This window comes from Sphingomonas natans, from assembly GCF_030546695.1.
GTDB lineage: Bacteria > Pseudomonadota > Alphaproteobacteria > Sphingomonadales > Sphingomonadaceae > Sphingomonas_I > Sphingomonas_I natans.
In genome coordinates, this window is sequence record NZ_JAUOTP010000004.1 from 197,073 (window position 1) to 214,534 (window position 17,462).

Below are 17,462 nucleotides of genomic sequence, written 5' to 3' on the forward strand. Positions count from 1 at the left end.
GATCCCCCCCCGGTCTGCATCAGAAGCGAAAAGCGTCCGGCGCGGAGAAGCCCGGCAGGATCGGCGATTCGGCCTCGACGAAGGTCGTCAGGCCGAAGCTGCCGGCAACGCGACGGCCGATCGCCAGCCGCGTCACGCCACGCTCCACCAACGCGGCGCCGATCCGTCCGCCTTCGGCAAGCTGGTCGACGATCGCCTGCGGCACGCGCTCGATCGCGCCGTCGAACAGGATGAAGTCATAGGGTGCAGATGCGCTCCAGCCGGCCGCGAGCGGTCCGGTCACGGTCTCGACGGTGGCGGGCAGCGCGGCCGCGCCGATCGCGGCGAGCCCGGCATCCTCCTCCAGCGCGACGACGTGCGCCGCAAGGTAGGTGAGCACAGCTGCCGCATATCCGCTGCCCGCGCCGATCACGAGCACGCGGTCCTGCGGGCGGACGCGCGCTTCGGTCAGCAGCCGCCCCAGCACCATCGGCGCCGGCAGCGCGCGGCCTTCGCCCAGCGGTTGCGCGATATCGAGATAGGCGAGGCTCGCGCGCTCTGCGGGCACGAAGCCCTCGCGCGGCACCGCACCCATCGCCTCGACGACGCGGGGATCATTGACGGCGGTGGTGCGCAGCTGGCTCGCCACCATCGCCCGTCGCAATTCTAGGAAATTATGCTGGCCCACGTTTCTCGCCTTTTGGTGTTTTACACATACAACACACTAGATTGTTGTGCAATGCCATATAACGCCGGACGATGACCGCCAAGCACATGCCGGGACCGCATTCTTCACTCCGTCGCAAGGACGGGATCGCGCAACGCGGACCGTCCGCGCGCAAGAAAGCGCTACGCACCGCATGGTTTCCCTTTGGTTAATGGCGCGGCAAGGTCAATGGCTCGTTGCTGGCGCATCGCGCTTTGCCGGGAAATCGGGATGGCTTAGGACGTGGGGATGCGATCTGGTCCTCCCGCCTGCCCGGCCGAATATGTCCCTTTCTCGGCCACCTCGCAGCAATGAGCGGCTTCGTCCCTGCCTCCGAATTACGCGCGCGCTTCGCCGCGATGCTCTCGGACATGTATCGCGCAGAGGTGCCGCAATATGGCGCGTTGCTGGCTCTGGTCGCCGATATCAACCGCGAGACGCTCGTCGCCGATCCGACGCTGGCCGATGCGTTGCGCGCGAGCGGCGAGGGCGACCGGATCGATGCCGAACGGCACGGCGCGATCCGGCTGGGTACGGCCCGCGAGCTCAGGTGCGTCGCCCGCGCCTTCCGGCTGATGGGGATGCGGCCGGTCGGCTATTATGATCTCGCGGCGGCCGGCGTCCCGGTCCACTCCACCGCCTTCCGGCCCGTCGATGCCGGCGAACTGGCGGCAAGCCCGTTCCGGGTCTTCACCTCGCTGCTCAGGCTGGAGCTGATCGAGGATGTCGCGCTCCGCGACGAGGCCGCCGCGATCCTGTCCCGCCGCTCGATCCTGACCGAGGAAGCCACCGCGCTGTTGGCCGCCGCCGACGCGAATGGCGGTCTCGACGAGGCCCAGTCCGAACGATTCCTCCCCGCGCTGCTGGAAACCTTCCGCTGGCACAGCCGAGCGACGATCGACCGCGAAATCTATGATCGTCTGCTCGCCAGCCACCGGCTCGTGGCCGACGTCGTCAGCTTTCCTGGTCCGCACATCAATCATCTGACGCCGCGCGTGCTGGACATCGATGCGGCGCATGCGCGGATGGCCGCGCTCGGCTTCGGCCCGAAGGATACGATCGAGGGACCGCCGCGGCGGCGTTGCCCGATCCTGCTGCGGCAGACCAGCTTCAAGGCGCTGAGCGAGGCCGTCGCCTTCCCCGGACGCACCGGCCTCTCCGCCGAGGGCAGCCATACCGCGCGCTTCGGCGAGATCGAGCAACGCGGCGCCGCGCTCACCCGCGAAGGCCGGGCGCGCTACGATCGGCTGATCGCCGGCGAGGCGCACACAAGCCTGCCGGACGACGCCGACGCGCTCCGCCGCGAGCGGCTCGCTTTCTTCCGCTATCGGCCGGCCGAATCGGCCCCGCGGCGGCTACCACCGTCGCCCGGCAATCTCGAGGCGCTGATCGCGGACGGCGCCGTCGTCGCCGCGCCGATCACCTACGAGGACTTCCTGCCGGTCAGCGCGGCGGGCATCTTCCGCTCCAATCTCGGCGACGAAGTACAAGGGAGCTATGCCGCTGCCGGCTCGCGCCCGGCGTTCGAGGAGGCGCTCGGCGAGCCCGTATCGGACGAATTCACGCTCTATGCCCGTGACGAGGCCGAATCGCTGGCCGCGGTCGATCGCGCCTTCGGCTGGCCGGCGGGCACTGCCCGCAGCTGACAAAGTCCTCCCGGTGATCTGCGGCGCCCAAAAAGAAAGGGGCGGTCCAACGGACCGCCCCCCATCATTACGCCCGAGCGACCCCAGATCACTCGTAGCCGGCGTAACGTTCGTTGCCGACGAAACCCATCTTCGAGACGTTCGCGCGCTTGGTCACGGCGAGCACCTCGTCGACCACTTCGTAGCGAGCCTGCGGATCCGGCTCCAGATGCAGCTCGGGAATCGGGTTCATCTGCTGGGTCTGATCCAGATACTGGCGCAGCACCGTCATATCGATAGGCGACCCGTTCCAGAAGATCTTGTTGGTCACATCGATCGTCACGCGATTCTTCACCGGAAGAATCGGCGGCGGCGGCGTGTTGGGCTGGTTCTGCGGGAGATCCAGCTTAACCGCATGCGTCTGCACCGGGATGGTGATGATGAACATGATCAGGAGCACCAGCATGACGTCGATGAGCGGCGTCGTGTTGATGTCCATCATGGGCTCGCCTTCGGCGCTGCCTGCACTCATGGCCATGGGTAACTACTCCTTCGAAGGCAGGCTTGGATCAACGCTCGGCGTGATAGGCGCCGGGTTCCGGCTGCGAGATGAAGCCGACCCGGGCGAAGCCCGCGCGTGCCACGTTCGTCATCGCACCACCGACACAGCGCCAGGGCGTGTTGACGTCGGCACGGATGTGAACCTCGGGAAGTTCGAGGCCGGGGGCGGATGGGCCACCCTGCTTGTCGATCTCGGCCCGCAGCTTCGCGACCGACTTGTCGAGCAGCTCTTGCGGCTTGATCCGCGACTGGCCCCAGAAAACCTCGCAGCCGCCGCTGGAATTGCCACGGATCGAGAGGACGACATTTTCCGGCTTGCTGGTCGTCGGCTCATACACGACCGACGGCAGCTTTACGGGAACGGTCTGGATCACGACCGGGACCGTGATGAGAAAGATGATGAGCAGAACCAACATGACGTCCACCAGCGGAGTCGTGTTGATGTCCGACATCGGGGCATCGGATTCGGCGGGGCCGGCACTCATGGCCATGGGTCGGCGTGTCCTGTTCTAGCTTCTGGCGGCCCGCAAAAGCACGGGCTCGCGAGTGAGAGCCGGCGGAGCCCGAAGACCCCGCCGGATCAGAGACTTCAGGCCTTCGGCGGGATCGCGGCGGTCTTCACGGCCGGGGCCGGAGCGACCTTGGCGGAAGCGATCGCCGGACGAAGCGCGCCGTTCGAGACCATGTAGCCGTGCAGGTCGGTCGCGAAGATGCCGATCTGCTCGGCGACGACCTTGTTGCGGCGGATCAGCCAGTTGTAGCCGAGCACGGCCGGAACCGCGACGGCGAGACCGAGCGCGGTCATGATCAGAGCCTCACCGACCGGGCCGGCGACGGCGTCGATCGAAGCCTGACCGGCAGCACCAATCTTGATGAGCGCGCGGTAGATACCGATAACCGTGCCGAACAGGCCGACGAACGGCGAGGTCGAACCGACCGTCGCGAGAACCGCGAGACCGTTGCCGAGCTTCGAGTTGATCGCGGCGGTGCTGCGATCGAGCGAGCCGTGCAGCCACTCATGCTGGTCGACCGGGTCGATCAGCTTGGTGTGCTGCTCCTGAGCGAGCAGGCCGTCTTCGACGATCTGGCGATAGGCCGAATCCTTCTCGAGCTTCGACGCGCCGTCCTTGATGGTCGGCGTGCCCCAGAAGCTGGTGCGGACGCGCTTGGCCTGGTTCAGGACCTTCTGCTGCTCGAGCAGCTTGGTGAACATGATGTACCACGAAGCGGCCGACATGATCACGAGGATACCGAAAACGGTCTGCGCGATGAGTCCGCCCTGCTCGAGCGCGGCCATCAGGCCATAAGGGTTGGCGTTCTTTTCCATGACGGGTGACATCCTTGGGTCTGGGGTTCGAAAGGATCGGCGGTCGGCCGGTGCCGACCGCTCTCACCTAGTTCTTGGGTATCTGCCAGCGAATCGTGCGGCTCTGCGAGGTGCGCATGGGCTTGCCCGACTGGTCCATCGCCGGCGAATAACGCCCGCGGCGGGTCAGAACACGGCAGGCCGTCTCGTCGAGATCGGGCGAGCCGCTGGAGGCGACGACCGAGCAATTCTCGATTCGGCCCTGCTCGTTGATCTGCCACGTGACCTTGGTCACGCCTTCCCGCTCTTCGCGAAGAGCGGCCGGCGGATAGTCATCCGACGTCACCCACTGCGCCGGATCACCCTTCGCGCCGGCGGCCTTGGAGACCACGGGAGCGGGAGGGGGCGGCGGAGCCGGCGGCGCAGCCGGGGTCGGCACGAACACCGGCGGCGACGGGACGGCAACGATCGGCGGAGCGATCGTCGGCGTCTGCACGACCGGAGGCGGCGCGACGATGGGCGGCGGCTCGAACTTCTGTTCGGGCGGCGGCGGTGGTGGTTTCTGTTCCGGCGGCGGCGGCGCCTCCTGGACGTCCACGACCTTCAAGTCTTGGGCAGCCTTTTTGATAACATTATAGGCAAGCCCGGTGATGAAGGCGTAGCCGAGCGCCGCGTGGAGCGCGACCACAAGCCCGATCGAGACGGCCTTGCGGGTGCTCATCGTTTGATCAGCGTAGGCCATTAAGGAACAAGACTCCTCAATCTGAATTCGATATGTGACACAGCGCACAGGCGCGGCCACAACGGATGCCACCGTCCCCGCTTCCCGATTGCTGTTAAGCCGGCGGCAAGACTTCCTATCGCGGGGCTTCCTCTCAGCGCAAGCCCTTTATAGGCATCATACACTTCGTTGCGGCAACCCTCTTGAATCCTGCACGCTCCGTCGATGTGACGACGACATTCGAAACGAGATTGCATCCTGACGCATGAACCCTTCGGAAAGCGAGACTGATGATGCGCTGCCTGCTGCCCGCCCTTGCCGTGATAATTGCCACCGGTGTCGGCACCCAGACACTTAACGCCGCGTCAATACCGCAATATGGAGCTTTCGAGACAAATCTCTCATATCCTGACATGGCCGATATGGCCCTAGCGGCGCCGATCGTCGTCGCCGCAACGATCGTGAAGGCGACTGCGCTGAAAGGCGAGACCGCCGTCGGCGTGCCGGCGGGCAGAACGCGCTATCTGATCGAGGCGCATGCCGATGCGCTGATCGCGGGCCGCGCAGAGCTGCCCGAGACCATAAGATATCTCGCGGATCTGCCGATCGCGAAGAAGACGCCCAAGCTGAAAGGCCAGCAGGTGTTGCTGCTGGCGGCGCCCGGCAGCCGCCCCGGCGAGATCCGCCTGATCGGCCCCCACGCGCAACTCGCGCGGACCACTGCGGACGAGACGCGCCTGCGCTCTATACTGAGCGCCGCGGTCGCGCCCGATGCGCCGCCGGCGGTGACGGGCATCGGCCACGCTTTCCATGTCGCGGGATCGCTTCCCGGCGAGGGAGAGACGCAGATCTTCCTGAAAACGCCGGATAACCGACCGATCTCGCTATCGATTCTGCGGCGGCCGGGCGAGACCCCGCGCTGGGCGGTCGCGCTGTCCGAACTGACCGACGCGAGCGCCGCGCCCCCCGCGCCCGACACCCTGCTCTGGTATCGGCTCGCCTGCGGCCTGCCCCGGACCCTCCCCGGAAACGCGACCGAAGGCCTCCAGCCCGCCGATGCGACGATCGCAAGCGAGGATTATCAGACCGTACTCAGCGGGCTCGGCGCCTGCCGGCGCGGTCAGGTGGAGGAAATTTCCACGCCGACGCCCGCGCAGTCGGGATAGACGTCGGGCTTCGAGGTGACGACGCGAATCGCCGTGACGCCCGGCCGCGCGGCGATCAGCGCATAGATTTCGCGCGCGAAGGTTTCCTGCAGATTGAAGCGGCGGCCCTCGGCGAGGCGGAGGATGCCGGTGCGCAGGAGATCGTAATTCCACGCCTCGGCGACGCGATCGCTCGACGGGAAATGCGCCTCGTCGACCCACAGCTCGACCGTCACGCGCAGTCGCTGGGGCGCGCCGACCTCGAAATCGTGGAATCCGATATCGACCGGGAGATCCAGCCCGTCGAGGAAGATGCGGAAGCTGCGGGGGGCGAGTTGGGCGGGGATCGCCGCGGCAGCGGCGGATTCGTGGGTCATCAGGATCTTTCGTCGAGGAACTGGACGTCGCGGGGGAGCCCGAGGAAGCGCTGCCCCGCATCGACGCGGATGACGTCGCCAGTGATTGCGGGACTCGCGATCAGAAAGCGGAGCGCGGCGACGAGATCGTCGACCGTGACCCCCCGGCGCAGCGCATTGAGCATGTGGACCGAATCGAAATTGTCGCGCGTCTGCTTGCCCGAGACGAGCGTGACCGACGGCGCGATCGCGCAGACGCGGATCCCGCGCTCCGCCAGCACCCGCGCCGAGAGCTCGGTCAGCGCCGCGAGGCCGTATTTCGAAAGCGTATAGGTGAAGAAGTCCGGATTGGGCTGCGCGAGCTTGGCATCAAGCATGTTGACGATCAGCGCGCCCGATCCCGCCGGCACGCGCTGTGCGAACGCCCGCGTGAGCAGCGCCGGCCCGCGCAGATTGGGCAAGAAATGGCGATCCCAGCCTTCGAGCGTGAAATCGTCGAACTGGTCCAGCTCGAAGCGCGACGCATTGTTCACGAGCAGAGCGGGCGGTGGCATGCCCTCCAGCGCGCCGAGGATCGTCTCCGCGCAATCCGGCGCGCCGAGATCGGCCTGGACGACGCGCGCGCCGGGCATCCCAGCGACCATCTCCTCGGCCTCTTCCGGCGAATCATAGCAATGGACGAGCAGCGTCCAGCCATCCTCGGCGAGCGCGCGCACGAAGGCGGCGCCGATCCGGCGGGCACCGCCGGTGACGATCGCTGTGCGCGGGCTGCCGAACTCCGGGGTCATCGTCCGCGCCGGTAGCGAGGCGGCCCCGACACGGCAAGCGAGCGGTGTCATCGGCCTGTCGTTGCGTTTCGCGCGCGTTCGATTATCCGGCGCGCCTTGGATCATGCCCCCGCCCTCGCCGATTTCACGATCGCGCCGCTCCGGTCCGCCGCGGCGTCCGATGTCGATGCGCTGCTCGATCGCGTCTTCGGCCCGGATCGGCGGCGGCGCACCGCCTATCGCATCCGCGACGGAATGACCGCGATCGTCGATCTCTCGTTCGCCGCTTTCGATCGCGGCGGCACGCTGATCGGATCGCTGCAATGCTGGCCGGCGGCGCTCGACGGGGACGTGCCCGTGATTCTCGTCGGGCCGGTCGCCGTCGAGCCTGCGCTCCAGCGCGAGGGTATCGGCCGCAAGATGATGGAGCGGATGATCGCGGCCGCCGATTATCTGCAGAGCGAGCCGCTCGTGCTGATCGGCGATCCCGAATATTATGGTCGCTTCTTCGGCTTCGAGGCGCACTGGACGCGCGAGTGGACGGTGCCGGGGCCGGTCGAGCGGCGGCGCCTGCTCGCGCGCGTGCCGGCCGGCATGACCCTGCCCGCAGACGGTCATCTCGGCCCGCGCCGCTGATCGCTGCGGGGCGCCGCCCCTTCCCTGCCTTCGTCCGCGCGCCTAACTGGGCAGCATGCCCGAAACCACGCCCCTGCCCGAAAATCTGGCAAGCTTGTCGCTGACCGAGATCGCCGAGCTGGTGGAGGCCAGACGGCTGCCGCCGGTCGATCAATGGCATCCGGCGCATTGCGGCGACAGCGCGATGCGGATCGCGCGCGACGGCGCCTGGTATCATGAGGGCGCGCCGATCAGACGTCCGGCGATGGTCCGCCTCTTCTCGACGATCCTGAGGCGCGAGGCAGATGGCAGCTTCGTGCTCGTGACCCCGGTCGAGAAGCTGGCGATCGCGGTGGAGGATGCACCCTTCGTCGCGGTCGAGGTGAAAAGCGAGGGCGAGGGCCGCGACCGCCGGCTCGCCTTCCGCCTCAATACCGACGAAATCGTCGTCGCCGATGCCGAGCACACGCTTCGCACGGCGCAGGCCGAAGACGGCCCGCATCCATATCTGCACGTCCGGCGCGGCCTGGAGGCGCTGCTCGCCCGTTCCGTCTATTACGAACTGGCCGAGCTCGCGATCGCCGAGGGTGGCGAGCCGCTCGGCCTGTGGAGCGAAGGCGCGTTCCAGGCGCTGGCGCCGGCATGAGGCTGGCGGATCGGCTGCGCGCCGCACTGGATCCGGCTAGCGACGCGATCGGCGGCGATGCGTTCCTGTCGGCAGGGCTCTCCTTCACTGATGCGGCGGTGCTCGTTCCGATCACCGACCGGCCCGAGCCGGGCGTATTGCTGACCTTGCGCCGCGCCGACATGCGGCACCATGCGGGGCAGGTCGCGTTTCCGGGCGGGCGGGTCGATCCGGACGACGCCGACGCGATCGCCGCGGCGCTGCGCGAGGCGGACGAGGAGATCGGGCTCGATCCGGCGCTGGTCCAGGTCATCGGCACCTCCGACCGCTATCGCACCTTCACCGGCTACGAGATCGTGCCGGTCGTCGGCATCGTGCCGCCGGACCTGGCGCTGACACCCCATGAAGCCGAGGTCGCCGCGGTATTCGAAGTGCCGCTCGCCTTCCTCCTCGAAAGCGCCAACCACGTTCGGCTGGTCCATGAAGACGATGGCCGTAGCGGCGAATATTATGAGATAATGTGGGGCGAATGGCGGATCTGGGGGGCGACCGCGGCGATGATCGTGACGCTCTCGGAAAAGCTGCGGGCCTTCGCATGAAGCTGCCGCCCGAAACGCTGGAACGACGCGAAGGCCTGGCCGCGCTCGTCGCGGCGCTGGGCGCAGCGGATGGCGAGGTGCGGCCGATCGGCGGCTATGTGCGCGATTCGGTCCTCAACCTCGATCCCAGCGACATCGATCTCGCGACGGTCCACATGCCCGAAGAGTCCGTCCGGCGCATCCGCGCGGCGGGCTTCAAGGCGGTACCGACCGGCATCGCGCACGGGACGGTCACCGCAGTGCTGCCGTCCGGCCCGGTCGAGGTGACCACACTGCGCCGCGACGTCGAGACCGACGGCCGCCACGCGATCGTCGCCTTCACCGACGATTGGGCGGCCGACGCCGCCCGGCGCGATTTCACGATCAACGCGCTCTCCGCCGATCCGCGCGACGGGCTGGTCCACGATTATTTCGGCGGGCTCGACGATCTCGCCGCCGGCCGGGTCCGGTTCATCGGCGATCCGCTCGCGCGCATCGCCGAGGATCACCTGCGGATCCTGCGCTTCTTCCGTTTCCACGCCCGATTCGGCAAAGGGCCGCCCTCGGCGGCCGATCTCGATGCCTGCGCGGCGCGCGCCAACGATCTGATGGCGCTGTCGCGCGAGCGGATCGCGCAGGAGCTGATCAAGCTGCTCGCGCTGGCCGATCCCGCACCGACGATCGCAGTGATGGTGTCGCGCGGTATCTTCCTCCCGGTCCTGCCGGAGATCGATCGCGCCGGCGTCGAGCGACTGTCCGCGCTCGTGGCGCGCGAGGGCGGCGACGGCGACGCGATCCGGCGACTCGCCGCCTTGCTGCCGTCCGACCCGGCCGTCGCCGACAAGGTCGGGGCACGGCTGAAGCTCTCCAAGCTCCAGCGCAAGCGGCTGATCGTCGCGGCCGAGCCCGCGCAGGGCGATCCGCGCGCGCTGGCATACCGGATCGGCGCGCAGGGCGCGCGCGATCGACTGCTGCTGGCCGGTGACGCGCCGGGACTCGCCGCGATCGAGGGATGGACGCCGCCGCGCCTGCCGATCGGCGGGGGCGCGCTGGTCGCGCTGGGGATGAACGCCGGCCCGAAGGTCGCGGCGGCGCTGGCGGCGATCGAGCGGCGCTGGATCGCGGAGGGCTTCCCCGATCGCGCGCGGGTCGAGGCGTTGGTGCAGGAAGAGGTCGCGCGCTCGGAATAGCCGGCCGCTCAGGCGGCCTTGCGACCCACCAGATGCTGGAAGGCCTGCGCCGCCGGCATCGGCTTGGCGAAATGATAGCCCTGCCCGGTGGTCGCGCCGAGCGCTGCCAGCAGATGCGCGGCGTTCGCCGTCTCGATTCCCTCGGCGATCGTCGTCATGCCGAGCGCGTTGGCGAGGCTCAGGATTGCGCGGATGATCGCGGTCGAATCCTTGTCGTCGAACATGGCCGAGACGAACTGGCGATCGATCTTGAGGACGTCTATCGGCAGCCGCTGGAGATAGGCGAGGCTGGAATAGCCGGTGCCGAAATCGTCCATCGCGATCCGGCAGGAAAGCGCCTTCAGCGCATCCAGCATGTCCGACGCGCGATCGGGATCGGCGACGATCGAGCTTTCGGTCAGCTCCAGCGTGATCCGGTCGCCCGGCAGATCGTGCCGGCGCAGCGCATCGGCGACCGCCGACGCCACCGAATCGCGCGCGAGCTGCACGGCCGAGACGTTGATGCTGAAATAGATGGGCAGCGGTCCGCCCGCCTGCCTGTCCCACGACGCGAGCGTCTCCACCGCGCGATCGATCACCCAGCGGCCGAGCGGCAGGATCAGCCCCGATTCCTCGGCAACGGTGATGAATTCGATCGGCGGGATCGCGCCCCGGTCCGGATGGTTCCAGCGGGCGAGCGTCTCGAAGCCCGAGATCGTCCGCGTCTCCAGATCGACGAGCGGCTGGAAGGCGAGATCGAGCTGGTCGGCCTCGATCGCGCGGCGCAGTTCGGTCTCGAGGCTGAAGCGCCGCCGCGCGCGCCCGGCCTCGCCCGGCTGATACACCTCGATCCGGCCGGAGCGCTTGGCCCGCTTCAGTGCGAACTGGCCGTTGCGGATGATGTCGCCCGCGCCCAGCGCATTTTCGTGCCACAGCGCGCAACCGATCGCGCAATCGATCTTGATCTCCAGCTCGGACAGGCGAAGCGGATAAGCGAGCGATTCCTGCAGCCTGCGCGCGACGTGCAGCGCATCGCCCGGCCCCTCGGTCAGCGGCACGAGCACGGCGAATTCGTCCGCCGCCATCCGCGCCAGCATGTCCTGCGGCCGCAGCACCGAGCGCAGCCGGCTCGCGACGGTCAGGATCAGCTCGTCGCCCGCGAGCGATCCGATGCCCTCGTTGATCCGGCTGAAGCGCGTCAGATCGAGCGCGAGTACCGCGAAGCCGCCGACATCGTCCTCGTCCGTCTCCAGCATCGTCTCGATCGCTTCGGAGAAAGCGAGCCGATTGGGCAGGCCGGTGAGGCTGTCATGCAGCATGCCGAAGCGCAGCGAGCGCTCGGTTTCGATCGCGGCGGTGCAATCGATGAGGCTCATCATCAGTCGGCGACCGAGCACGGGGTGCGCATCCAGCGGCGTCAGGTGGACCTGAAAATGGCGACCGCCGACGCCGGGCTCTTCCCAGGCATAGGATTCGCTCTCGGTATCGCTGGTCAGATGACGCATCACGCGCGCGATGAAATCGCCCAGATTGGCGTCCGGCACGCGGTTGCGCATCCGGACCAGATGCTCGTTGCGCGCGAGGAAGCGGGGCCCGTTGTCGCCCAGCACCGCGACGCCGGCGGCGATGGGAAGCGCATCGAGATATTGCTGGAGCGCGGTGGCCGAAGCCGACGGAAAGGAGAGCGCCATGTCGCCGGGCGCACCGGCGAAAGGCTGCGTGCGAATGAGCCCACCGCTGATCTTCCCCATATCCATCCCGAAATCACTATCTCCGAGACGTTAATAATGTCTCAGTTCGGATCCGCAATAACACGTCCGAAACGATTATTTCGCGGAAATCCCGTCGGGGGCATCCGTCCGGCCGCGCCGCGGGCCGCGCGCCATGCGCCGAGATCGGTTTCGGTGCGCGTCCGGCCCGACTCGCCGCCCATCGCCCAGCTGAGGCCGTCGGAAAAGCGGAAGCTGATCGCGTCGGACAGTCCGCCGTCGCGATAGCGCTGGAGGCTCGCGCCCTGCCCGCGCGTCATCTCGGGCAATTCGGCGAGCGGGAAGACGACGAGCTTCCGGTTGTCGCCGATCGCCGCGACATAATCGTCGGACGCCGCGATCGGGTGGATGACCTTGAGCTTCGCGCCGTCGCGGACGTTGACGACCTGGCGGCCCTTGCGCGTCTCGGCGACGATCTCGGCGACCTGCGCGACGAAGCCCTTGCCGTCGCTCGCGGCGAGCAGGAGCTTCTGGCCGAGCTTCGCGGGCATCAGCGCGAGCGTCGCGACATCGCCCTCCAGATCGATCATCAGCTTGACCGGCTCGCCGAAGCCGCGCCCGCCGGGCAGCTTGTCCGATCCCAGCGTATAGACGCGGCCATTGTCGGCGAAGAGCAGCAACTTGTCGGTCGTCTGCGCGTGAAAGGCGAAGGCCGGGCCGTCGCCCTCCTTGAACTTGAGCGTGTCGGCCGCCGCCAGATCGCGATGGCCAGACATCGCCCGGATCCAGCCGCGCTGCGAGAGGATCACGGTGATCGGCTCGCGCTCGATCATCGCCTCCAGCGGGATCTCGCGTGCCGGACCCTGCTCCTCGATCGTCGTGCGCCGGCGGCCGAGTGCGGTCTCGGGGCCATAGGCCTCGCGCAGCTTGGCGAAATCCTGCTTGAGCCGGGTGCGCTGGCGGCCGGGATTCTCGACGAGCGCCTCGAGCCCCTTGGCTTCCTTGTCGAGCTTCTCGCGCTCCTTGCGCAGCTCCATCTCCTCCAGCTTGCGCAAACTGCGCAGCCGCATGTTGAGGATCGCCTCGGCCTGCCGATCGGTAAGGTCGAACTCGGCCATCAGCGGCGGCTTGGGCTCGTCCTCCTCGCGGATGATCGCGATCACCCGATCGAGGTTGAGATAGGTGATCAGATAGCCGTCGAGCAGCTCGATCCGGTCGGCGATCTTCTGCAAGCGGTGCTTCGAGCGGCGGACGAGCACCTCGAACTGATGATCGATCCACGCCGCCAGCGCCTGCTTCAGCGACATGACCCGCGGCGTGCGATCCTTGTCGAGCACGTTCAAATTGAGCGGCACGCGGATCTCGAGATCGGTCAGGCGATAGAGGCTGTCGATCAGCACCTGCACGTCGACGGTGCGTGCGCGCGGCTCGATGACGATCCGGATCGCCTCGTCGCTCTCGTCGCGGACGTCGGCGAGGATCGGCAATTTCTTGTCGGCGATCAGCTGCGCGATCTGCTCGATCAGCTTGGACTTCGCCACGCCATAAGGGATTTCGGAGATGACGAGCTGCCAGGTGCCCCCCGCCAATTTCTCGACGCCCGTCTTCTCCCACTCGCCAGCCTTGTCGCGCCCGGTCGAGAAGCGCGCACGGACGCGGAAGCCGCCGCGGCCGGTGACGTAGGATTCCGCGATCGCGGCGGGACTGTCGGCGATGATCCCGCCGGTCGGGAAATCGGGCCCGCTCACGAACTGCATCAATTCCTGCGGATCGCTCTCGGGCCGATCGATCAGGAAGATGGCGGCGTCGAGCAGTTCGGCAGCATTGTGCGGCGGGATCGAGGTCGCCATCCCGACCGCAATGCCCGACGCGCCGTTGGCGAGCAGATTGGGGAACAGGCCGGGAAGAACCTCGGGCTCTTCCTCCTCGCCATTGTAGGTCGGGCGGAAATCGACGGTCTGTTCGTCGAGCCCGTCCATCAGCCGGATCGCCGCCGCGGTCAGCCGCGCCTCGGTGTAGCGCATCGCCGCGGCATTATCGCCGTCGACATTGCCGAAATTGCCTTGCCCGTCGACGAGCGGGTAGCGCAGCGCGAAGGGCTGGGCGAGGCGGACCATCGCATCGTAGATCGAGGCGTCGCCATGCGGGTGATATTTGCCCATCACGTCGCCGACGACGCGCGCGCATTTCTTGTAGCCCGATGCCGGATCCAGCCGCAGCAGCCGCATCCCCCACAGCAGCCGGCGATGGACCGGCTTCAGCCCGTCGCGCACGTCCGGCAGCGAGCGTGCCGTGATCGTCGAGAGTGCATAGACGAGATAGCGTTCGCTCAGCGCGCTATCGAAGGGGGCGTCGACGACATGATCGTGGGGGGCGGGCGCAGGCGGCATTCCGACAGCGTCTAGCAGCGCCGATCCGGCGAGGCGAGCCGGAGATGGGCGGCATCGCTAACGTCGCTCGGGGCCATCACCACCCCCCCGCATCGCGCCCACGATGATTCCGCACCGTTCTTGACCGCGGCCGTGGCGCGATGGAAAATTGGGTCCAGAGCGGGACTACCCGCCCAAGGCGAGGATCATGCGATGCGCGATTGGCTGGCGGCCCGTACGGCCCGCAACGGAACGTCCTGCTCGGACTTGAACGCCGTGTGCCTCGCTGTCCCCGCTGCCGCGCTCCTGTTCGGCGCGTTCTGGAAGTTGGGCCTGCTTTAGGCTCCCTGCCGATGCGGCGCGCATCGCTGCGCACCGGGACTATCGATAATTGAAGCTGATCGAGATGCGTTCGTCCTTCGCGTCGCTCGGCATCACCTCGTGCCGCAGCCAGCTTTCCCACAGATAGATCGCGCCCGGCCTGGGCTCGGCATAGACGAACGGCTGCAGATCGGCGGCCGCATCCGGGCGGCGGATGGGGGCGGCCATCAGCATCGCCAGCCGCGGATCCTCCAGCTTCAGCGCGCCCGAGCCCGGCGGCACCGCAACGTAGAGCGTGCCAGAGACCGCGCTGTGCGGGTGGATATGCCCCGAATGGACGCCGCCGCGCTTCATGACGTTGACCCACAGACTGTCGAGCTTCAGCGGCCGGGCGAGATCGAAGCCGCATTCCTTCGCGAACACCGCGACGTGCCGGTTCAACGCCTTGACCAGATCGGCGAAGACCGGATCGCGCTGCGGCAGATCGTTGAGCGAGGCGTAGGACGTATAGCCGCGATAGCCCTTCTCCTTCGACCAGGCGCGCCCGGCGCGATCATCCTCGGCCAGCGTGCGGCAGCTGTGCGCCAGCTCCTCCAGCAGAGCGGGATCGTCGAGCGCGCTCTCGGAGAAGAGCGTGGCGAAGAGGCGACGGGTGGTCATGCGGTCGCGATAGGGGGGCGGGCGCGGCTTGCCAATCGCGCCGGGCGGCGCGATTTCGTAGCTTCTTGTCGCGACGCGGTTGCGCGTTGGTCTCAACGCCATTGTCGCAGCGAACTTCCCAACCGTCGCAATTTGGTGGGCGCTACCACCTCTCTTTCCCTCACATGATGGACGTTCAGTCCCTGGTATTGCTGCGATATATTCCGGAGACCAAGGGCATGCCGGCCGCCGCTCAGCCGATTATGTGATTGAGGACAGGCCGATGCTGCGCATCATTCGCTGAGCGCCATGGCCCTTCGTGGCGCCGAAAACGCCGCCTTCGCGAAGACTCGCTCAGGCGTAGCGGACGCATACCTTGCGGCGATTGCGCAACGCACCGCCGATTGCGCCGAAGCCGGCGACCATGAGCGCCCAACTTGCCGGTTCGGGCACCGAAGACGAAACCGAATTGTACGAGAAATTCTGGAAACGCAGACCAAACGTGTCCGTGTTGTCGAAGATGGTGAAACCCGCAAAGGGGGTCAGCCCGCTGAAACTGTAGTTGGCATAACCGGACACGGTCGTGACTGCTCGCGAGTCGACCAGCGCCCCGGTCGCCGAAAAGAAATCGATCGAGAAACTGGTATTGCCGTCGGCAGTACCAGAGGTGAACGACAGGCCATCGGCGGCGCTGTCGAGTAGCGCCGAGAGCGGCGCGGCATTGCCGGGCTGCGACAGCAGCGACTTGGACGCAGGGGCGACGAACGGATCCCAGAAGACGACTCCGACAAGCCCATTCGAACGGAGCGTAAGCGGGTTCGTCGGCGATCCAGTGATGCCGATGCCCGCCGCCGTCTGCCCGAGAAAGGTCTGCGCAAACGACGCGCCGACGCCGGTGACCACCGACCCGCTCGTCGCGCCGCTGAGGTCGACATCGACGGTTGCGGCCGGCGCCGCACTCACCGCAATCAAAAGACAGGCCGAAGACGCGGCAGCGAGCCACGATCGCCCGTAGAGGCATTTCGGAGACATTTTTTCTCCCCTCTATCGTCGCCGGATGGTCCTAGCGCACGGAATCGACTAGCCGAAAATATCACGACTCAAATTAACCGACAAGTTGTCGGTTTGGGAACTCATGGTCTCGACGCAAGCATCTGCAGGCTCGACTATGCTTTCATGAATATCACGCGTCCTGCGAAGTTCAGATGAGGTCCGTGGGCGTCATCGCCGGCTCTGGGACCGCACAACATGCGATCAGGGCGCGACGAACGCGCCCGTCGTGTCGGTGCGCGCGTGGATCGCATATTCCTCGATCAGCCAGTCGCGGAACAGGCGGACCTTGCGCAGGCGGCGCTTGGGCTCGGGATAGACGAGCCACATGCACACGCCATCGAACGCGACCGTCTCGAACGGGCGGATCAGGCGGCCGTCGGCGAGCTCGGCGGTCCAGAAGGTCGGGGTGAGCAGGGTCACGCCCTGCCCGGCCATGACCAGCTGCGCCTCCAGATTCTGCGCATCGAAGCGGGTCGCGGGGACCATCGAGACCGCGGTCTCTACCCCCGCCGCCTTGAACCACAGATCCCACCAGTCCGCGTCCGAGGCCAGACGCGGCGCGGTCAGCAATTGCGCGGGATCGGTCAGCCCGCCCAGGCGCTGCGCGAAATCGGGGCTGCACATCGGCGTGAAATAGACGCGGTGGAGGAAGTGCGCGGCCATACCCGGCCACATCGCCGGATCGCGCCCGGTGCGGATGCCGATATCGTGGCCCGATTTGCCGAAATCATGCGTGAAGTTGCTCGTCTCCAGCCGCAGCGCGATATCGGGATGCGCGAGCTGGAAGCGGCCCAAGCGCGGCGCGAGCCAGGCGGTGGCGAACGAGACAGCGGCGGTGATCGACAGCACCTGATCCGTCTCGGCGCGCGCGAAGCCGAACGCATCGTCCAGCGTATCGAACGCCTCCGAGACGAGCGGCGCCGCCTGCCGCCCCGCCTCGGTCAGCACCACGCGCCGCCCGCCGCGCGTGAACAAGGAGGTGCCGAGCCGCTCCTCGAGCAGCCTTATCTGATAGCTGACCGCGGCCTGCGTCATGCCCAGCTCGTTCGCGGCGGCGGTGAAATTGAGATGGCGCGCGGCCGCCTCGAACACGCGGACGGCGGCGAGCGGCGGGATCTGGCGCATGGCTATTCCGCTCCTCCCGCGCGATGCCCGTCCGGGTTACCCTCCCGCTCATCCTGAGGAGCCGCTGAGCTTGTCGAAGCGGCGTCTCGAAGG

The 17,462-nt window shown here is 67.3% G+C and carries 18 protein-coding genes; 6 read left to right on the forward strand and 12 right to left on the reverse strand.

Annotated elements, in window-relative coordinates; translation table 11 throughout:
- Window positions 1-19 precede the first annotated feature (19 nt).
- Window positions 20-631 (reverse strand): protein-L-isoaspartate O-methyltransferase family protein, encoded by a 612-nt coding sequence (locus Q4F19_RS10505; RefSeq protein WP_303542789.1) that lies wholly within the window; start codon window positions 629-631, stop codon window positions 20-22.
- Window positions 632-996: 365 nt separating this feature from the next.
- On the opposite strand from Q4F19_RS10505, the gene Q4F19_RS10510 reads away from it, so the two are divergent.
- Window positions 997-2,331: a VOC family protein gene (locus tag Q4F19_RS10510; RefSeq protein WP_303542309.1), complete on the forward strand. Its 1,335-nt coding sequence runs from the start codon at window positions 997-999 to the stop codon at window positions 2,329-2,331.
- A gap of 88 nt (window positions 2,332-2,419) precedes the next feature.
- Here the strand turns inward: Q4F19_RS10510 and Q4F19_RS10515 are convergent, their stop codons facing one another.
- The 4 genes from Q4F19_RS10515 to Q4F19_RS10530 all read right to left on the reverse strand — a co-directional run bounded on the left by Q4F19_RS10515 (window position 2,420) and on the right by Q4F19_RS10530 (window position 4,898).
- Window positions 2,420-2,848, reverse strand: coding sequence for an ExbD/TolR family protein (locus Q4F19_RS10515; protein ID WP_303542311.1), 429 nt, complete (start codon window positions 2,846-2,848; stop codon window positions 2,420-2,422).
- 31 nt (window positions 2,849-2,879) lie between these two features.
- Complete coding sequence (locus Q4F19_RS10520) at window positions 2,880-3,362, reverse strand: ExbD/TolR family protein (RefSeq protein ID WP_303542312.1); 483 nt, start codon at window positions 3,360-3,362, stop codon at window positions 2,880-2,882.
- A 98-nt stretch (window positions 3,363-3,460) separates the two neighbouring features.
- Window positions 3,461-4,198 carry a MotA/TolQ/ExbB proton channel family protein gene (locus Q4F19_RS10525; protein ID WP_303542314.1) on the reverse strand — a complete coding sequence of 246 codons (738 nt, stop codon included), beginning with the start codon at window positions 4,196-4,198 and terminating at the stop codon, window positions 3,461-3,463.
- 67 nt (window positions 4,199-4,265) lie between these two features.
- Window positions 4,266-4,898 (reverse strand): energy transducer TonB, encoded by a 633-nt coding sequence (locus Q4F19_RS10530; protein ID WP_341850183.1) that lies wholly within the window; start codon window positions 4,896-4,898, stop codon window positions 4,266-4,268.
- A 413-nt stretch (window positions 4,899-5,311) separates the two neighbouring features.
- On the opposite strand from Q4F19_RS10530, the gene Q4F19_RS10535 reads away from it, so the two are divergent.
- Window positions 5,312-6,064 carry a hypothetical protein gene (locus tag Q4F19_RS10535; protein WP_303542316.1) on the forward strand — a complete coding sequence of 251 codons (753 nt, stop codon included), beginning with the start codon at window positions 5,312-5,314 and terminating at the stop codon, window positions 6,062-6,064.
- Here the strand turns inward: Q4F19_RS10535 and Q4F19_RS10540 are convergent.
- Both Q4F19_RS10540 and Q4F19_RS10545 read right to left on the reverse strand, forming a co-directional pair.
- Window positions 6,019-6,420 (reverse strand): dihydroneopterin aldolase, encoded by a 402-nt coding sequence (locus tag Q4F19_RS10540; RefSeq protein ID WP_303542318.1) that lies wholly within the window; start codon window positions 6,418-6,420, stop codon window positions 6,019-6,021. The genes Q4F19_RS10535 and Q4F19_RS10540 overlap by 46 nt on opposite strands.
- Complete coding sequence (locus Q4F19_RS10545) at window positions 6,420-7,187, reverse strand: SDR family NAD(P)-dependent oxidoreductase (protein WP_303542320.1); 768 nt, start codon at window positions 7,185-7,187, stop codon at window positions 6,420-6,422. Before Q4F19_RS10545 ends, Q4F19_RS10540 begins: the two co-directional genes overlap by 1 nt.
- Window positions 7,188-7,283: 96 nt before the next feature.
- Between Q4F19_RS10545 and Q4F19_RS10550 the strand changes: the two genes are divergently transcribed.
- Genes Q4F19_RS10550 through Q4F19_RS10565 form a run of 4 tightly spaced genes read left to right on the forward strand, consistent with a single transcriptional unit; the run spans window position 7,284 to window position 10,174 of the window.
- Window positions 7,284-7,802 carry a GNAT family N-acetyltransferase gene (locus Q4F19_RS10550; RefSeq protein WP_303542322.1) on the forward strand — a complete coding sequence of 173 codons (519 nt, stop codon included), beginning with the start codon at window positions 7,284-7,286 and terminating at the stop codon, window positions 7,800-7,802.
- A 55-nt stretch (window positions 7,803-7,857) separates the two neighbouring features.
- Entirely contained in the window at window positions 7,858-8,427 is a 570-nt protein-coding gene (locus tag Q4F19_RS10555) for a DUF1285 domain-containing protein (protein WP_303542324.1), read from the forward strand.
- The gene (locus Q4F19_RS10560; protein WP_303542326.1) at window positions 8,424-9,005 is read left to right on the forward strand and encodes a CoA pyrophosphatase; all 582 of its coding nucleotides are present in this window, start codon (window positions 8,424-8,426) and stop codon (window positions 9,003-9,005) included. Before Q4F19_RS10555 ends, Q4F19_RS10560 begins: the two co-directional genes overlap by 4 nt.
- Window positions 9,002-10,174: a CCA tRNA nucleotidyltransferase gene (locus tag Q4F19_RS10565; RefSeq protein ID WP_303542327.1), complete on the forward strand. Its 1,173-nt coding sequence runs from the start codon at window positions 9,002-9,004 to the stop codon at window positions 10,172-10,174. The genes Q4F19_RS10560 and Q4F19_RS10565 overlap by 4 nt, the downstream gene beginning before the upstream one ends.
- 8 nt (window positions 10,175-10,182) lie before the next feature.
- Here the strand turns inward: Q4F19_RS10565 and Q4F19_RS10570 are convergent, their stop codons facing one another.
- The 5 genes from Q4F19_RS10570 to Q4F19_RS10590 form a co-directional block, all read right to left on the reverse strand.
- Complete coding sequence (locus tag Q4F19_RS10570) at window positions 10,183-11,904, reverse strand: putative bifunctional diguanylate cyclase/phosphodiesterase (RefSeq protein WP_303542329.1); 1,722 nt, start codon at window positions 11,902-11,904, stop codon at window positions 10,183-10,185.
- Window positions 11,905-11,945: 41 nt separating this feature from the next.
- Entirely contained in the window at window positions 11,946-14,252 is a 2,307-nt protein-coding gene (parC, locus tag Q4F19_RS10575) for a DNA topoisomerase IV subunit A (protein ID WP_303542331.1), read from the reverse strand.
- A 360-nt stretch (window positions 14,253-14,612) separates the two neighbouring features.
- Window positions 14,613-15,212: a TIGR02466 family protein gene (locus tag Q4F19_RS10580; RefSeq protein ID WP_303542333.1), complete on the reverse strand. Its 600-nt coding sequence runs from the start codon at window positions 15,210-15,212 to the stop codon at window positions 14,613-14,615.
- A 333-nt stretch (window positions 15,213-15,545) separates the two neighbouring features.
- Window positions 15,546-16,223, reverse strand: coding sequence for a PEPxxWA-CTERM sorting domain-containing protein (locus tag Q4F19_RS10585; RefSeq protein ID WP_303542334.1), 678 nt, complete (start codon window positions 16,221-16,223; stop codon window positions 15,546-15,548).
- Window positions 16,224-16,445: 222 nt separating this feature from the next.
- The gene (locus Q4F19_RS10590) at window positions 16,446-17,369 is read right to left on the reverse strand and encodes a LysR substrate-binding domain-containing protein (protein ID WP_303542335.1); all 924 of its coding nucleotides are present in this window, start codon (window positions 17,367-17,369) and stop codon (window positions 16,446-16,448) included.
- Between the last annotated feature and the right edge of the window lie 93 nt (window positions 17,370-17,462).

Excerpts from the sequence above, each read along its gene's own strand:
- Q4F19_RS10505 (WP_303542789.1), bottom strand. The coding sequence starts at position 631 with ATGGTGGCGAGCCAGCTGCGCACCACCGCCGTCAATGATCCCCGCGTC.
- Q4F19_RS10510 (WP_303542309.1), top strand. The coding sequence starts at position 997 with ATGAGCGGCTTCGTCCCTGCCTCCGAATTACGCGCGCGCTTCGCCGCG.
- Q4F19_RS10515 (WP_303542311.1), bottom strand. The coding sequence starts at position 2,848 with ATGGCCATGAGTGCAGGCAGCGCCGAAGGCGAGCCCATGATGGACATC.
- Q4F19_RS10520 (WP_303542312.1), bottom strand. The coding sequence starts at position 3,362 with ATGGCCATGAGTGCCGGCCCCGCCGAATCCGATGCCCCGATGTCGGAC.
- Q4F19_RS10525 (WP_303542314.1), bottom strand. The coding sequence starts at position 4,198 with ATGGAAAAGAACGCCAACCCTTATGGCCTGATGGCCGCGCTCGAGCAG.
- Q4F19_RS10530 (WP_341850183.1), bottom strand. The coding sequence starts at position 4,898 with ATGAGCACCCGCAAGGCCGTCTCGATCGGGCTTGTGGTCGCGCTCCAC.
- Q4F19_RS10535 (WP_303542316.1), top strand. The coding sequence starts at position 5,312 with ATGGCCGATATGGCCCTAGCGGCGCCGATCGTCGTCGCCGCAACGATC.
- Q4F19_RS10540 (WP_303542318.1), bottom strand. The coding sequence starts at position 6,420 with ATGACCCACGAATCCGCCGCTGCCGCGGCGATCCCCGCCCAACTCGCC.
- Q4F19_RS10545 (WP_303542320.1), bottom strand. The coding sequence starts at position 7,187 with ATGACCCCGGAGTTCGGCAGCCCGCGCACAGCGATCGTCACCGGCGGT.
- Q4F19_RS10555 (WP_303542324.1), top strand. The coding sequence starts at position 7,858 with ATGCCCGAAACCACGCCCCTGCCCGAAAATCTGGCAAGCTTGTCGCTG.
- Q4F19_RS10560 (WP_303542326.1), top strand. The coding sequence starts at position 8,424 with ATGAGGCTGGCGGATCGGCTGCGCGCCGCACTGGATCCGGCTAGCGAC.
- Q4F19_RS10565 (WP_303542327.1), top strand. The coding sequence starts at position 9,002 with ATGAAGCTGCCGCCCGAAACGCTGGAACGACGCGAAGGCCTGGCCGCG.
- Q4F19_RS10570 (WP_303542329.1), bottom strand. The coding sequence starts at position 11,904 with ATGGGGAAGATCAGCGGTGGGCTCATTCGCACGCAGCCTTTCGCCGGT.
- parC (WP_303542331.1), bottom strand. The coding sequence starts at position 14,252 with ATGCCGCCTGCGCCCGCCCCCCACGATCATGTCGTCGACGCCCCCTTC.
- Q4F19_RS10580 (WP_303542333.1), bottom strand. The coding sequence starts at position 15,212 with ATGACCACCCGTCGCCTCTTCGCCACGCTCTTCTCCGAGAGCGCGCTC.
- Q4F19_RS10585 (WP_303542334.1), bottom strand. The coding sequence starts at position 16,223 with ATGTCTCCGAAATGCCTCTACGGGCGATCGTGGCTCGCTGCCGCGTCT.
- Q4F19_RS10590 (WP_303542335.1), bottom strand. The coding sequence starts at position 17,369 with ATGCGCCAGATCCCGCCGCTCGCCGCCGTCCGCGTGTTCGAGGCGGCC.